This is a genomic window from Streptomyces sp. NPDC048441 (genome assembly GCF_043200235.1).
In the GTDB taxonomy this organism is placed as follows: Bacteria; Actinomycetota; Actinomycetes; order Streptomycetales; family Streptomycetaceae; genus Streptomyces.
Window position 1 is genome coordinate 332888 of the sequence record NZ_JBICXM010000008.1, and the last position, 14288, is coordinate 347175.

Annotated in this window: 13 protein-coding genes; 2 read left to right on the forward strand and 11 right to left on the reverse strand. The window is 70.1% G+C overall.

Annotated features, from left to right (window positions below; genetic code table 11):
- Positions 1-2: 2 nt before the first annotated feature.
- From ACGFSB_RS22150 to ACGFSB_RS22170, 5 genes are all read right to left on the reverse strand, one after another.
- Entirely contained in the window at positions 3-557 is a 555-nt protein-coding gene (locus tag ACGFSB_RS22150; protein WP_393401825.1) for a GNAT family N-acetyltransferase, read from the reverse strand.
- Between the two features lie 96 nt (positions 558-653).
- A complete protein-coding gene (locus tag ACGFSB_RS22155; protein WP_393401827.1) occupies positions 654-1397 on the reverse strand; it encodes an SDR family oxidoreductase in 744 nt (247 codons plus the stop codon).
- 117 nt (positions 1398-1514) lie between these two features.
- Positions 1515-2399 carry an NAD(P)H-binding protein gene (locus ACGFSB_RS22160; protein WP_393401829.1) on the reverse strand — a complete coding sequence of 295 codons (885 nt, stop codon included), beginning with the start codon at positions 2397-2399 and terminating at the stop codon, positions 1515-1517.
- Positions 2400-2404: 5 nt separating this feature from the next.
- Complete coding sequence (locus ACGFSB_RS22165; RefSeq protein WP_393401831.1) at positions 2405-3466, reverse strand: saccharopine dehydrogenase NADP-binding domain-containing protein; 1062 nt, start codon at positions 3464-3466, stop codon at positions 2405-2407.
- Positions 3467-3586: 120 nt separating this feature from the next.
- Positions 3587-4924, reverse strand: coding sequence for a radical SAM protein (locus ACGFSB_RS22170; protein WP_393401833.1), 1338 nt, complete (start codon positions 4922-4924; stop codon positions 3587-3589).
- 148 nt (positions 4925-5072) lie between these two features.
- Between ACGFSB_RS22170 and ACGFSB_RS22175 the strand changes: the two genes are divergently transcribed.
- Positions 5073-6410 carry a CAP domain-containing protein gene (locus ACGFSB_RS22175; RefSeq protein WP_393401835.1) on the forward strand — a complete coding sequence of 446 codons (1338 nt, stop codon included), beginning with the start codon at positions 5073-5075 and terminating at the stop codon, positions 6408-6410.
- A 45-nt stretch (positions 6411-6455) separates the two neighbouring features.
- Here ACGFSB_RS22175 and ACGFSB_RS22180 read toward each other — a convergent pair whose 3' ends face one another.
- The 6 genes from ACGFSB_RS22180 to ACGFSB_RS22205 form a co-directional block, all read right to left on the reverse strand.
- Positions 6456-7469 (reverse strand): Gfo/Idh/MocA family protein, encoded by a 1014-nt coding sequence (locus ACGFSB_RS22180; protein ID WP_393401839.1) that lies wholly within the window; start codon positions 7467-7469, stop codon positions 6456-6458.
- Entirely contained in the window at positions 7466-8530 is a 1065-nt protein-coding gene (locus tag ACGFSB_RS22185) for a Gfo/Idh/MocA family protein (protein WP_393401841.1), read from the reverse strand. Before ACGFSB_RS22185 ends, ACGFSB_RS22180 begins: the two co-directional genes overlap by 4 nt.
- 25 nt (positions 8531-8555) lie before the next feature.
- Positions 8556-9410: a carbohydrate ABC transporter permease gene (locus tag ACGFSB_RS22190; RefSeq protein ID WP_393401843.1), complete on the reverse strand. Its 855-nt coding sequence runs from the start codon at positions 9408-9410 to the stop codon at positions 8556-8558.
- Positions 9403-10356, reverse strand: coding sequence for a carbohydrate ABC transporter permease (locus ACGFSB_RS22195; RefSeq protein WP_393401845.1), 954 nt, complete (start codon positions 10354-10356; stop codon positions 9403-9405). Before ACGFSB_RS22195 ends, ACGFSB_RS22190 begins: the two co-directional genes overlap by 8 nt.
- Positions 10353-11609 carry an ABC transporter substrate-binding protein gene (locus tag ACGFSB_RS22200; protein WP_393401848.1) on the reverse strand — a complete coding sequence of 419 codons (1257 nt, stop codon included), beginning with the start codon at positions 11607-11609 and terminating at the stop codon, positions 10353-10355. Before ACGFSB_RS22200 ends, ACGFSB_RS22195 begins: the two co-directional genes overlap by 4 nt.
- Positions 11610-11673: 64 nt before the next feature.
- A complete protein-coding gene (locus ACGFSB_RS22205) occupies positions 11674-12825 on the reverse strand; it encodes an ROK family protein (RefSeq protein ID WP_393401851.1) in 1152 nt (383 codons plus the stop codon).
- A gap of 425 nt (positions 12826-13250) precedes the next feature.
- On the opposite strand from ACGFSB_RS22205, the gene ACGFSB_RS22210 reads away from it, so the two are divergent.
- Positions 13251-14282 carry a hypothetical protein gene (locus ACGFSB_RS22210; protein ID WP_393401853.1) on the forward strand — a complete coding sequence of 344 codons (1032 nt, stop codon included), beginning with the start codon at positions 13251-13253 and terminating at the stop codon, positions 14280-14282.
- Positions 14283-14288 lie beyond the last annotated feature (6 nt).

Consider the following 14288-nt stretch of genomic DNA (forward strand, 5'->3'; position numbering starts at 1 on the left):
GCCTATGGGCGGCGGTCGTTGAGGATCCGCTGGAAGAGCCGGTGGTCGCGCCAGGCGCCGTTGATGTGCAGGAACTCCGGCGCGACACCGAACTCCTCGAAGCCGCACTTGGTGAGGACCCGCTGCGAGGGCACGTTGTCGAGGAGCGTGCCCGCCTCGACGCGGTGCAGGCCGAGCTCGGTGTCGGCGGCGGCGCAGGCGTACGTCACCGCGGCGGTGGCGAGACCCTGGCCGATGTGGTCCACGTCGATCCAGTAGCCGAGGGCTCCGCTGCGCAGGGGGCCGAGGACGATGGTCGTCAGGGTGACCGCGCCGACGATGTCCCCCTCGCGGTCGAGCACCCAGGGCGCCGCCCGCCCGGCCCGGCACTCCTCCAGCTGGACACGGAGCCGGGCGGCCTGCGCCCGCGAGGTGAAGTAGTCCTCGGGCCTTGTGGGTTCCCACGGCTCCAGGTGGGCGCGGCTACGGAGGAAGGCGCGGGCGAGACCGTCCGCGTCCTCCAGCGTGGCGGGGCGCATGACGACGTCCGGGGTGATGCGGGCGGATTCGGTGATCATGCGCCAAGCGTAGGGACTGCCGGGGGTGCGTGTGCATGTACATGCGCGCGTGCCGGTGTGCTCACCTTCCTGCGTGTCTTCCGCCTCGCGGTGTGCTCACCTTCCGCCCGCCACGCGCAGGATCGTGCCTGTCGCGTACGACGCCTCGTCCGAGAGCAGCCAGGCGACGGCCGCCGCGATCTCCTCGGGCTGACCCGAGCGACCCAGGGGGATGCCCGCGGCGAGCTTCGCCGGGCGCTCGGGGTCGGCGTGGAACTCGGTCCAGATCACGCCGGGGGCGACGGCGTTCACGCGGATGCCGTGCGCCGCGACTTCCTTCGACAGGCCGATCGTCATCGTGTCGACCGCGCCCTTCGCGGCGGCGTAGTGGACGTACTCGCCCGGCGCGCCGAGGGTCGCAGCCGCGGAGGAGATGTTCACGATGCCGCCGCCCGCGCCGGTCCGCGTCATGTCGCGGATCGCGCGACGGGCGCAGAGGAGATAGCCGAGTACGTTCACGTCGAGCGCGCGGCGCATGGCGGCGGGGTCGGCATCGGCGAGGGGGCCCACCGGGGCGCCGAAGCCGGCGTTGTTGACAAGGCCCGTGACGGGGCCGAGTTCCGCGGCGGCGGTCTCGAAGAGGCGGTCGACGTCCGCCTCATCTGCGGTGTCCATCCGGACGGTGACGCAGCGGGCGCCGGCGCCGGTCGCGCGGACTTCTGCGGCTACCTTTTCGGCGGCTTCCGCGTCGGAGTGGTAGCCCAGGGCGATGTGGTGGCCGTCCTTGGCCAGGCGGGTGGAGATGGCTGCGCCTATGCCGCGGCTACCGCCGGATACGACGGTGACGGGGGGCTGCTGCACGGTTCCTCCGACGGGTGGGTGGGGATTGCTGTTTGATCGATCATTCCCCAATCCCGCCCCTTCCCGAAACCGGGGCTCCGCCCCCGGACCTCGTACCGGTACCGCCGGGGGCGAACCTCAGTCCCGACGCCCCCGCACAAACCCCCGCAACACCCCCGGCCCTCTCCCCCCGAACCCCTCGATGGCCCCCGTCACCTGATACAGCTCATGGTGCGACCCGATCACACGGAACAGCTCCCACAGCTTGTCCAAGTGCGCCACCACATGCGCGTCCCCGTACAGGGACATCGCCCGCTCCCGCCACTCCTCCGGCGCCGCGTCCACGTACTTCAGGCCGCCACCGAACGTCTCCACGATCTCGGCCACGGAAAGCACCTGCCCCGTCAGCAGCACCACGGGGTCCGGGCACTCCGGCACCGGCGACGCGAGGAGCCCCGCGCCCACCCGGGCCACGTCCTCCCCCGCGATCAGCGGAAGCACGGTGTCCGGCGCGCCGAGCGGCATGACCAGCTCTCGCCCGCCGCCCGCCCGTACCAGGAAGTCCAGGTTCTCGAAGAAGACCCCGGCACGGAGGTGCACCGCTCCGACCCCGGCCCAGTCGAAGACCTGCTCGGCCACCCAGTGCTGCCGCATCCGCGGCGTCCCGGCATCCGGCGCCGCCGCCAGTTGCGACACCTCGACGACCCGTTCGAGCCCCTCCTGCCGGGCCGCCGCCGCGAACGCGCCGGACGCTTCCAGCAGGCCATCGGTCACCGGGTACGTGAAGAAGGCGCGCCGCACACCCCGCACCGCCGCCAGCACGTCCGTGATCTCGCGCAGGTCGCCGACTACCACCTCCGCGCCCATCTCCCGCAGGGCGGCGGCGCGTTCGTCATCGGTGCGCACGAAGGCACGTACCGCCTCACCACGTTCGAGAAGCAGCCGCACCACATGGCGGCCGGTGGAACCCTGCTGTCCACCCGCGGCTCCGGTGACAAGGACCGGTTCCTTGCTCGACGGCATCCCGCTCACTCCTCTCCGCCTTCTCCGCGCCGCAGAGTCAGCGCGAACGCGCCCTGCCCCGCGAGCTCCCGCAGGAACGGCTCCGCCGGGAACGCCTCGCCGGGTGCGAGGACGCCCGTCTTCGCCGGGCCTCTCCCCTCCGCGATCCGTACCGCCGCCTCCACCGAGGCCAGCGCTCCGGCCCGCCAGAGGTCGTGGCCCGTCAACTGCCCTGCCACACCGCCGCCTTCCCAGATGGCCTGGGCGGCGATGGTGAAGTCGGTGCCCGCCCGTTCCGCCGCTCCGATGTGCTCGCTCTCGAACGCGTCCTTCGCCTCGAAGGCGCTGGTGCTGAGCATCAGGTCCACGTTGCGGACGGGGACGTGGCGCGGCACCGTCACGACCTCGCACGACGGGAACGGCGCGATCATCGTGCGCGGGCCCAGGGGCGGCGGGAAGGGGAACACCGCGTTGCGGGGCTCGACATAGCCCGCGTGCAGGGCGCCTTCACTGAAGGTGAGGCGTTCGGTCTCGGCGAAGAGGTGGGTGGCGGTGTTCTTGGCGCCGGTGGTCAGACGCCAGCCGTTCACGGCGTACGCGATGACGATCCGGTCGATCCGGTCGATGCGCGCGATGCCGTCCGCGAGCGCCCCCGCCAGGAGGTCGCCCAGGCCCCCGTAAAAGCTGAGGCCGGGGATCATGACAGCGCCGGTGCGCTGCGCTGTGGCCTGCGCGGTGTCGAAGACCCCTTTCACGTGGTGGGGCTCGAGGGCGTGGTCGATGTAGTGGCAGCCCGCTTCAGCGGCGGCCATGGCGACGGAGGCACCGGTGATGGCGAAGGGGCCCGCGCAGTGGATGACGACGTCGGCGGCCGTCATGACCTCGCGCAGGGCCGCGACGTCGTCCACGGAGGCGGTACGGGTGCGGACCCGCTCCCCCGCGTCGAGTTCATCGGCCAGTGCGCGTAACGCCTCGACGTTGCGGCCGACCAGGAGTAACTCCTCACCTCTTGCAAGGAGTTCGGACGCCACGAGGCGTCCGGTGTGGCCATAGGCTCCGTAGATTGCGAAGAGCGACTTCTTTGTCATGCTCAACTCGCTTTCATACCAAAGGTACGCAACTGGTGCGGAACCTACGTACCTTGAGCATGTTCGTCAACGCGCCTCCGCCGCCACCCTCACTTGGGTGACGGCGGAGGCGGAGCTTCCTCAGACCGTTTCCTCGGCCGCCGCGTCCGGGGCCAGGCTGTCCATGAAGGAGGAGACGGAGAACACCGCGCGTCCCGGCCCCGCGGGACCGTAACCGGGCGGCGACGTCAGGCCGTTGTCCTCCATCGTCGCGCGGTACGCCTCCAGTAGGCGGACGTGGTACTCCAGCGGGGCGCCCTGCGGGTTCGCCTTGCCAAGCGGTGTCGTGGGCTCCGGGCACCACGTGGTGAAGCGAGGCGTGATGCCGCGCGACATGAAGTACTGGAGCCCTTCGACGGTGGAGTCGATGGCCTCGCCGACCGTCTTGAAGCCGAACGGCTCCGCCATCTCCACGCCCGCCACGAAGTTCGGGATGACATTGCGCGGCCCGAACACCTCGGCGGAGTCGAGAATGCGGCGGTGCCACTCGTCGCGGCCCACGTAGCGCTCCTTGCCGGGGCAGTAGCGCTCGAAGAGATACGGGTCCCACACCTCGTAGTTGGGGTGGTAGATCCGTACGCCGTAGTCGTGGAAGCGCTGCACATCCGCCTTGGGCAGCGCCTGCGCGACGACCTTGCCGATCCAGCGGCCGGGGAAGCGCTCCTCGATGGCCTTCGCGTACTGCCCGTAGAAGTCGGCCTCGTCCTTGCCCTGGAGCTGCGTGGTGATGGCGCCGCCGGTCAGCGTGTACGCGGTGGAGGACTTCGCCGTGTCGTACTTGTCGATGATGGCGAGGGCCTCGAGGACCTCGTCCATCGGCTTCACACCCGTGTAGGGGCGGCCCGCCGCCTTCTGCTGGCGCCAGTTGTGGTTGATGTCGCAGTACCCGCACTCCTCCTTGGCGCCGAAGTACTGGCAGACCCGGAAGACGGTCAGGTAGATCAGGTAGCCCCACTGGATGGTGGGGGCCACCTCCATGACCGACTTGCCGTTCTCCAGCGTGTGCCGGTAGTAGTCCGGCATCGGCGGCAGGCCGACGTCGGAGATCCGTACGCCGTCCAGATAGAGGCCGAGTACGCCGTCGTCGTCGGCCGCCACGCGGTACGGCGACGAGGGGTTCACGCGGACCGAGACGACTGTGCGGCGCAGGTCGTACGGGCCGCCGGTGAGGACGATCTCCTCGGGCGGGCGGCGCAGGGCGGCGGCGCCGAGCTCGGGGAGCGTGCTGTGGTCGAAGGAGAAGATGAAGTACGACTTGGGCTTGACCTCGCCGCCCTCATTGTCGCTGAGCGCGGACTCGTCGAACGCCATACCGCCCCTGAGCAGGTCCTCCTTGATCACCGCCTCCCGCGGCACCTGCGGGAACCGCTCCATGAGTCCCTCTACGAGCTGGGTACGGCTCTCGCTGCGGCTTGCCATCTGCCGGGCACCTCGGATCCTGTCGGTGAATTGTGCTTTCCCCCTGGTACTGACTTGCTCCAACGCTAATACCTGCCCGCCGGTGCGATGGCGGCGGGAACCTCCCGGTACCGGCCTCACGTTGTCCTGGCATGAACGAGCTGGTCGCATGAACGAGCTGGTTGCCGGGGGGAACGTGCCCCTGCCGGACGGCGCCGTCACCCTTCGGGTACCGGGCCCCTTCGACCTGTCCGTGATCGTCACCGGCGACAGCGGAAAGGTCGCGGGCGACGGCGACTTCGTCTTCTACAACCAGCCCACCACGTCCGGCGCCCGGCTCCAGGGCGACACGGTCACAGTCGACGGGCGGCGCCTGCGCGCCGGTGCGAGCCGCGTCACCGTGGCCGTCAGCCCCGCCGAGCCCGGCACTCCCCTCGGCCGGCTGCCCGCCATCGCGCTCCAGGTGCACGGGCCCGGCGGCGGGCTTGTGGCCCGTTTCACACCGCCCCGGCCCGACAGCGAGACGGTGCTGCTGCTCGCGGAGATCTACCGGCGGGGTCCTGGATGGAAACTGAGGGCGCTCGGCCAGGGGTACGCGGACGGGCTCGCGGGGGTGGCTCGGGACTTCGGGGTGGACGTGGCGGAGGACGAGGCCACGCAGCCGCCTGCTGCGCCTTCGGGGCGGCCATCACAGGCTCGTTCCGCCCCGCCGCTCCCGCCGTCCCTGCCATCCCCTGACGGATTCCTGCCCTTGGTCAACGCCGCGCGGGCGTCGGCCGGTGCCCCGCCCGTCGTCCTCGACGCCCGCCTCACCGCCGCCGCGCACGCGCACGCCACCGGCATGGCGGCGCGGTCCGCGCTCAGCTCGGAGAACGCGGACGGTACGTCGCTCTATCAGCGCGTCGTCGCGGGCGGGTACGCGTACCTGGCCATCGGCGAGCATCTGGTCTCCGGTCCGCGCACGCCCGCCGATTTCGTGGAGTACTGCCTCTCCGGCGAGCAGTCGCAGCGTACGGTGCAGAACCGCGCGTACACGGAAGTCGGCGTGGCCCACACCGCCGACGCCCGCACCGGCGACCTGTACTGGACGGCGGTGTGGGCCACCCCGCTCACTCCGCAGGGCCTGGGCGACTGGGCGTCCGCCGTGCTGCGCCTCACCAACTCCGAACGCACGGCGGCCGGTCTTCGCCCCCTCTCTCCCGACCCGCTCCTGACCGCGGCAGCGCAGGGTCACAGCGCGGACATGGTCGCCCGAGCCTTCTACGCCCACACGTCACCGGACGGCGGCGAACCCTGGCACCGCGCGTCCGCCGCGGGCAGCTCGCACCGCGCGATCGGCGAGAACATCGCCTGCGGGCAGCGCACCCCCACCGAGGTGGTCGACGGCTGGATGAACAGCCCAGGCCACCGGGCCAACATCCTCAAGCCCTCCTTCACCCACCTCGGCGTCGGCTTCGCGGGCGGCGGCTCGGCGGGGACGTACTGGACCCAGCTCTTCGGCGGCTGAGGACCGCCGAGGACTGACGCGGACCGCCGAGAGGCGCGGCAGCCCTCAGCCCACCGGCACGGGAACCCCGCTGCGGGCCGACGCATAGCCCGCCGCCACTATCTTCAGCGTCCGCAGCCCGCCCTCTCCGTCGGCCACTTCCATGCCGCCCTCCCGCGGCCCGTACAGGAACGCACGCAGCATCCGCTCGTCCAGATCAGCCCCGAAGGGGAGTTCGAACCCCTGCCGGTCGCGTTCGCTGTAGCCCTCGACCGACTGGTCGAACGCGTCCATCTCCAGGGTCGCGCGCTCAGCGACGACGGTGAGTTCCAGCCCGCCCCACGAGTGGTGGGAGCGCGGGTGGGACCAGCTGCAGTCGATCGTGGCCACCGCGCCGTTGTCGTAGGTCACCGTGACCAGACCGCTGGTCTCGGCGTCGACCTCGCCCTGGTACATGCGGTTGTTCGTCTGCGCGTATACGTCGACGGGGCGGGCCTCGCCGAAGAGGTCGTCCAGGAGGTCGGCGATGTGGACCGTGTGGTCCATCAGGGCGCCGCCGCCCGCGAGTCCGGGATCGGCGAACCAGCGCCGTGATCGCGTCGGCATGGCGCCGTTGTTCGCGCCGGACACCGTCAGGACCCGGCCCGTGTCGCCCGACGTGACGGCCGCCTTGACTGCCGCGTACGCGGGGCTGAAACGGACCGGGAAGGCGACCGAGAGCCGCACACCGGCCGCGCGGCACGCGGCCAGCATCGCCTCGCCGTCCTCGACCGTCGTGGCGAGGGGCTTCTCGCACAGGACGTCCACGCCGTGGGCCGCCGCGAGCTCGACCAGCGGCCGGTGGCGCGCGTTCTCGGAGCAGACGATCACCGCGTCAGGGCCCCAGGCGAAGACCTCGTCGTACGTCGGCGCGTACGCGACCCCCAGCTCCTCGGCGAACGCGCGCCCCCGCACCTCGCCGGGCACGGCCGACCCGGTGTCCGGATCGCTGCCGATGACCTCCACCCCCGGCATCCGGGAGAGCAGCCGCAGATATCCACCGGCGTGGACATGGGCGAACGACAACACGGCGACCTTCATCGCGTGACCTCCTTGGCATCCGTGGTGCCCGTCTCGACACCCGTGGCGCCCGTGCGGATCTCCACCGCACGGCCCGTACGACTCGACTCGACCGCGGCCGCCGCGATCCGCACCGCCTCGATCCCGTCCCGCGCGCTCACCCGCGGTTCGCCACCGCCCTCCGCCCAGGAAGCCGCGAACTCCCGCAGCTCGGCGAGGTAGGGGCTCTCCGTCATCGGGCTCGACGGAATGCCCTCGTCGGCCGCGCGCACCCCCTGAGCGGTGATCCGGTAGCCGGGCACGGCAGTGGAGTCGTGCCGCAGCAGGCCGTCGCCGCCCGCGATCCGGAACGTCGTACGGAACTGCTGGTCCGGAAGTCCCCACAGACCGGTGATGTGACTGACCGCGCCGGAGGCGTGGGTGAGGACGGCCGTGGCGGAGACGACCTCGGCCCGCGCGTCGCCGGTGGCGTGCTCGACGCCACGGGTCTGGGCGTGCACGCGGATCACGTCTCCCGCGATCCAGCGGGCGATGTCGATGTCGTGGACCATCAGGTCCATGATCACGCCGCCGGACTTGGCGGGGTCGGCGAACCAGGGTGCCCACTGCGGACGCGCGCCGCCCCGCGTGAACCGCAGGACCGCGAGATCACCCAGCTCACCGCGTTCGACGGCCTGTCGCATGGCGGCGTACGCCGGGAAGTACCGCACGACGTGGGCGGGGTGCAGCCGGACGCCCGCCGCTTCGGCGGCTGCCGCGATCTCCTCGGCGTCCGGGGCGTTCAGCGCGAGGGGCTTCTCGCAGATGACGTGCAGGCCCGCGGCGACGGCCGCGAGGGCGAGCTCCTTGTGGGTGGGGGTCGGGGTGCAGATGTCGACGGCCGTGCAGTCGGCGAGCAGTTCGTCGAGGCTCGACACGGCGGTGACACCGCGCCCCGCGTACTCGGCATACTCGGCGGCTAGCTTCTCCGCCGAGCCGTCGACGGTGTACACGCTGACGCGCGCACCCAGTTCGAGCCAGCCCGGCAGATGCGCGCGGGCGATGCCGCCCGCGCCGAGCAGGCCGATATGAAGCGGTCGCATGAAGGGAGTTACCTTTCCTGGGAGGTCAGCTCTTGGATCCGGAGAGTGCGACGCTCTGCACGAAGTGCCTCTGCAGGAAGGCGTAGACGACCAGCATGGGCAGGCTCGCGATGAGTGAACCAGCCATCATCACTGGGTAGTTGGTCTCGAACTGCCCCTCGAGCGAGGTCAGTCCCGCACTGATCGGCATCTTCTCCGGGTCGGTGTTGACGATCAGCGGCCACAGAAGGTCGTTCCACGACCACATCGCGGTGATGACGGCGAGCGCGGCGAGCGCGGGCCGCACCAGCGGCAGCATGATCGACCAGAAGATGCGGAACGCCCCCGCGCCGTCGATCCGCGCGGCCTCCTCCAGTTCCTTGGGCAGGGTCAGGAAGAACTGCCGCAGCATGAACGTGCCGAACGCGCTGAACATGCCGGGCAGGAACAGCGCGGGCGCCGAGTTGAGCAGGCCGAGGCGCTGGATGATGTCGTACTGCGGAAGCACGAGCAGCGAGCTGGGGACCATCAGGACCGACAGGAAGAGCGCGAACAGGACGTTACGGCCCCGGAATTGCATACGGGCGAACGCGTAGGCGGCGAGGGAGCAGAAGACGAGCTGCCCGACCGTGCGCCCCACGGTGTTGAAGACGCTGTTGAAGAGCATCTCCCGGAACGGCAGCGCGGTGAAGACCTCTTCGAAGCTCGACCAGTTCCAGGTGTCGGGCAGGAAGGTCGGCGGCACCTTTGCCGTCTCGGCGAGGGACTTGGCCGCCGTGAGGAGCTGCCACAGGAAGGGGAACACCATCACCAGGGCGCCCAGCGAGAGCGCCGCGTGGGTGGCGAGTGATCCGCTGTTGATACGTCGACGGTTCGATGGCCTGGCTGCGGACTCACGCATAGTGCACCCACCTCTTCTGCAGCCTGAACTGCACCAGCGTCAGCGCCGCGATGATCAGCATGAGCAGGAAGGCGAGCGCGGCTGCGGCGCCCTGGGCGTTCTCGATGAAGGCCCACTTGTAGAAGAGGCTCACCACCGACTGCGTGTCGCCGATCGCCGGGTTCTTCTCGGCCATCATGATGTAGATGAGGTCGAAGGTCTGCAGCGAGTTGATCATGCAGATGATGGAAGCGAAGAAGATCGTCGGGCTGAGCAGCGGCAGCGTGATGGTGAAGAAGCGCCGCAGCGGTCCCGCGCCGTCCAACTCGGCTGCCTCGTAGTAGTCCTGGGGGATTCCCTTGATGCCCGCCATGAAGATGATCAAGTAGTAGCCGGTGGTCGACCAGACCATGACGGTGCCGATCGCGTACACGGCGGTCGAGGGGTCGGAGACCCAGTAGTGGCGGTCGGCGCCGAACCACTCGAAGACTTCGTTGATCAGTCCGTAGTCTCCGTTGTAGAGCCAGTTCCAGACGAGGCCGACGGCTACGGGCAGCGTCACGAACGGGATGAAGTACAGGGCGCGGTAGACCGGTACTCCGCGCAGTCCGCGCCGGTTGAGCAGCGCGGCGACACCTATCGCGAGCGGCAGGGCGAGGAGCCCGATGAGGCAGTAGATCAGCGTGTTGCCGAGCGCCTGCCAGACCGTGACGTCCTTGAGGACGCGTACGTAATTGTCCGTGCCGACCCAGGTGTTGCCGCCGAACGCGCCGAACTCGGTGAAGCTGTAGTAGAAGGTCTGGAGCAGCGGCCAGAAGTAGAAGACGGCGAAGCCGATGCCGAGGGGCGCGATGAAGAGGTAGGCGGCGCGCTGACCGCGGGACTTGGGCGCGGGTCCGGTTGCTGTTGCCGTCTTCCTGCGCCCGGCCGCCTTCGCCGCCGCCGTGGAGGGAAAGACACTCATCATGTGCGTTCCTCCTTCAGGGCCCGGTCCATCTGTTCTCCGAGGGTGCGGGCGGCGCTCTCGATGCCGCCCTTGCCGCTGAACGCGGCGCCCAGGAGCGGGTATTGGAGGTTCTCCCAGACCGCGGTGTTCTTCGAGCTCGGGTACGGCACGGCGTACTCCAGCATGTCGACGAAGCACTTCAGGCCGAACTCGGGCATCGACTTGAACCAGGCGTCCTGCGTCCCCCCGTACGAGGAGATGGTGACACCCGCGTGCGCCTGGATCTCGGCGGCCTTGTGGCCCGCCATGAAGTGCACGAACTTCCAGGCGGCCGCCTTCTTGTGGCTCTTGGCGGAGATGACGTTGGCGAGGCCGTGGATGATCGTGGCGCGCTCCCGGCCCTTGGGCAGGACGGTGACGCCACCGTGGTCCTTGAGCGCGGGGACGGCGTACATCTGCCCGGAGAACGACGAGAGGTCGTAGACCATCGCGGCCTTCTCCGACCAGTAGCGATTGCGGGCCTTCGACTCGACCATCGCGCTCTGCGGAGGTGACCAGCCACGGTCGATCATGTCGGTCCAGTAGCGAAGGCCTTCGATGGAGCGCTCATCGCCGAAGCCGGACTTCCCGTCCCTGAGGACGTAGCCACCCGCGCCGGCTATGGCCGGGTAGAGCTGGCACTGGCGATCCATCTCGGCGGCCATGCCGTGCACGCGCTCTCGTGGGTTGGTGAGTTCGGCCGCGGCGTCGCGGACGTCGTCCCAGGTCCAGCTCGTGTCCGGGTACTTGATGCCCGCCTTGTCGAAGAGTGCCTTGTTGTACCAGAGGCCGATGGTGTCGAAGTCCTTCGGTATTCCGTACTGCGTGCCCTGGTAGGCGTAGATCTTCACCAGCGCTTCGGGGTGACGGTCCACGGGGGTCGCGTCGCTCTTGATGTGCCCGCTGAGGGGTTCGAGGACGCCGCTGGACGCGTACAGCTGGAGGTTGACCGCGTTCATCCAGAAGACGTCGGGGGCCGTGCCGCCCCGCATCGAGGTCTTCAGGGTGGTCCAGTAGCTCGACCAGGGCGTGAGCTCCATGCGCACGGATATGCGGGGATTCTCCTTCTCGAAGGCGTCGATCACCTTCTGCAGGCCCGGCACCTGGGCCACGTCCCACACTCCGTACGAGAGGGTGGTCCGGCCGCTGTCCTCCTTGCTGTCATCACTCTGACCGGAGCAGGCGGCGAGCAGGGGCGCCGCCATCGCTCCGTACAGCAGAGTTCTCCTGCGCATGAGCGCCTCCGCTTCCGGGTTCCGGGTTCCGCTATGGGTGTGCTTGAGCTGCCCCACGGGTGTCCTACGGCGCCGAATCCGCCAGGAGATCGGATTCGACCTGGTCAAGTGCCTTGCGTACGGCGCCGATCGCGACGCCTTGTTCGCCGAGCGTGCTCAGCGCGATGCGCGGGACGTGCAGGGTCAGCGGGCGCAGCCGTTCCTCGATCAGCGGCACGAGATGACCGCCCAGCGGGGTCGCGCCGCCGGTGAGCACCACGAGCTCCGGGTCGACGGCCAGGGCGAGGGCGGCGATGCCCGGCGAGATCCGGTCGGCGAAGTCCGCGACGGCGGCGAGAGCACGCGGGTCCCCGCTGTCCGCGGCGCGGGCCAGGGCGGCCACCTCGGACTCGCCGGTGCGCCGGGCACCCTGCCAGTTGAGGGCCTCCTGCGCGGTGCTCATGCCGAGCAGCGGCAGCAGGCCGAGCTCGCCCGCGCCGCCACGCCGCCCTCGGTGCAGACGCCCGCCGATGGTCAGGCTGCACGCGACGCGGTGTCCGGTCAGGACGCAGACGACGTCTCCGGCGAGGGTGGCCGCACCCTGCCAGCGCTCGGCGAGCACAGCGAGGTTCACGTCGTTCTCGACGAGGGTGTGGCCGGGCTCCCCGTCGGCGAGCAGCCGGCCCATGTCGACGCCGGACCATTCGGGGATCACATGGGAGGTGATGGTGCCGCCCGAGTCGACGACGCCCGGCACGCCGACGCAGCGGGCGAGGATGTCGTCGCGACGCACCGAGTGCGCGTCCAGGAAGACCTCCAGGCCGTCCCGGAGGAGAGCGAGCCGCTGGGCTCCGCTCAGCTCCGGGTCGATGTCCTCGCGGTGCGCGGCGAGGACCGTCCCGCCGAGGTCGGCGATGAGCAGCACCATCTTGTGCAGGCCGATGTCGGCGCCCACGACGCGGCCCGCCTCCACCCGGAACCTGAAACGCCGGGCGGGCCGCCCCGGCGCCCGCTCGCCGTCTTCGCGCTCGGCCTCGCCCGCCCAGCCGTGCGCGGTCAGCTCCTCTACGGCGGATTCCACCGTGGGCCGGGAAAGCCCCGTACCGGCGGCGAGCTCGGCGAGTGTCTGCGGGCTGCGGCGGTGCAGGGCGCGCAGCACGACGGTGGTGTTGAGGCGGCGCAGGGAGGCCAGGTCATGCCCTCGTGTGCCGGTCCCGTTCCCATTCCCGTTCCGCAACACTTCTTCACCCCATGCCGAGGCCGGGGCAGTCCTGTTGACCTGAGGATCAACCACTGCTCCCGGAGATTAGGGAGGAGACTTGCATATTCATGACCGGCGGGGAACCCCCTTCGCGGGGGCAGAAATCGCGAGGACGATCGGCCGCACCGCCACCCCGCCCTCCTGATGGCTCGTCAGGAAACACCCGCGTTAACTCCGTGCGCGACCCCTTGCCAAGGGAGATCGTACGTGTTCGGATTATCTCAGTCGGGCGGCCACCCACCGCCTCGTATCCGCAGTTCAGACCCTGTGCGGCGGGCCGGTCACGGCTGTCCGCTGTCCCCGCAAGTCTCCCGCTTCCCCCCTCTCGCTTCCCCCTCGCACGATGTGTCCGGAGTCGCGCTGCCCGTATGTCCGCGGCAGCCCGCAAGAAGGGATCCCCCGTGTTCGATCTTTCGTCCGTAGACCTGCTCGACGCCTTCACCCGCGAGCTGCGGCTCTGCAAGCTGCGCGAGGGCGAGCATGTCGTCGTCCTCTCCGAACCCGGCAGCCGCGGCGACTACGTGGCCGCGGCGTTCGGCGCCGCGAAGGCCTGCGGCGCCCATGTCATCGCCGCGACCGTGCCCGGCGGCAGCCCCGCGCCGATGCCGAGCACCCACACGGGGGCGGGCCCCGGCCTCGTCTCCGTACTCAACGACTCCACCGCGCAGGACCTCCTGAAGTCCGCCGATCTGGTCGTCGACATCACCCGCGAAGGCTTCATCCACGCGCCCGTCCAGCAGGAGATCCTGCGCGCGGGCACCCGCATCATCTTCGTCTGCGACGCGCCCGACGTCCTCATCCGCAATCTGCCCAAGGAGGCCGACAAGGACGAGGTGCTCGAAGGCGTCCAGCTGCTCAAGCGGTCGTCCGTCATGCGGGTCACCTCCGACGCGGGCACCGATCTGACCATCCAACTCGCGGGCTCCAAGCCCGAGTTCCAGTGCGGCTTCGCCGACGACCCGGGCCGCTGGGACCACTGGCCGAGCACCATGGTGCTGTGCTGGCCGGAGATCTCCGACGGGCAGATCGTGCTCGCCGAGGGCGACATCCTGCTGCCCTTCAAGGAGTACGTCCGCCAGCCGGTGACCCTCCAGATCTCGGGCGGGCAGATCGAGAAGGTGTCGGGCGGCGCCGAGGCCGAGCTCCTGAACACGTTCTTCGAGGACGCCGACGACCAGTGGGCGCGCAGTCTCTCCCACATGGGCTGGGGTCTGATGCGGACGGCCGACTGGTTCGCCACCGCGATGTACGGCAAGGACGACCTGATGGGCATGGACGCCCGCGCCTTCGCCGGGAACTTCCTGTGGTCCACGGGACCGCACCCCGTCCTCGGGCGTGAGTCGTACGCGCATCTCGACATCGCCATGCGCGGCTGCACGGTCCGGGTCGACGACACCGAGGTCGTGACGGGCGGCCGGCTCACCGAGCGCTGACCTCGC

Excerpts from the sequence above, each read along its gene's own strand:
- ACGFSB_RS22150 (WP_393401825.1), bottom strand. The coding sequence starts at position 557 with ATGATCACCGAATCCGCCCGCATCACCCCGGACGTCGTCATGCGCCCC.
- ACGFSB_RS22190 (WP_393401843.1), bottom strand. The coding sequence starts at position 9,410 with ATGCGTGAGTCCGCAGCCAGGCCATCGAACCGTCGACGTATCAACAGC.
- ACGFSB_RS22175 (WP_393401835.1), top strand. The coding sequence starts at position 5,073 with ATGAACGAGCTGGTTGCCGGGGGGAACGTGCCCCTGCCGGACGGCGCC.
- ACGFSB_RS22165 (WP_393401831.1), bottom strand. The coding sequence starts at position 3,466 with ATGACAAAGAAGTCGCTCTTCGCAATCTACGGAGCCTATGGCCACACC.
- ACGFSB_RS22200 (WP_393401848.1), bottom strand. The coding sequence starts at position 11,609 with ATGCGCAGGAGAACTCTGCTGTACGGAGCGATGGCGGCGCCCCTGCTC.
- ACGFSB_RS22195 (WP_393401845.1), bottom strand. The coding sequence starts at position 10,356 with ATGATGAGTGTCTTTCCCTCCACGGCGGCGGCGAAGGCGGCCGGGCGC.
- ACGFSB_RS22160 (WP_393401829.1), bottom strand. The coding sequence starts at position 2,399 with ATGCCGTCGAGCAAGGAACCGGTCCTTGTCACCGGAGCCGCGGGTGGA.
- ACGFSB_RS22170 (WP_393401833.1), bottom strand. The coding sequence starts at position 4,924 with ATGGCAAGCCGCAGCGAGAGCCGTACCCAGCTCGTAGAGGGACTCATG.
- ACGFSB_RS22180 (WP_393401839.1), bottom strand. The coding sequence starts at position 7,469 with ATGAAGGTCGCCGTGTTGTCGTTCGCCCATGTCCACGCCGGTGGATAT.
- ACGFSB_RS22185 (WP_393401841.1), bottom strand. The coding sequence starts at position 8,530 with ATGCGACCGCTTCATATCGGCCTGCTCGGCGCGGGCGGCATCGCCCGC.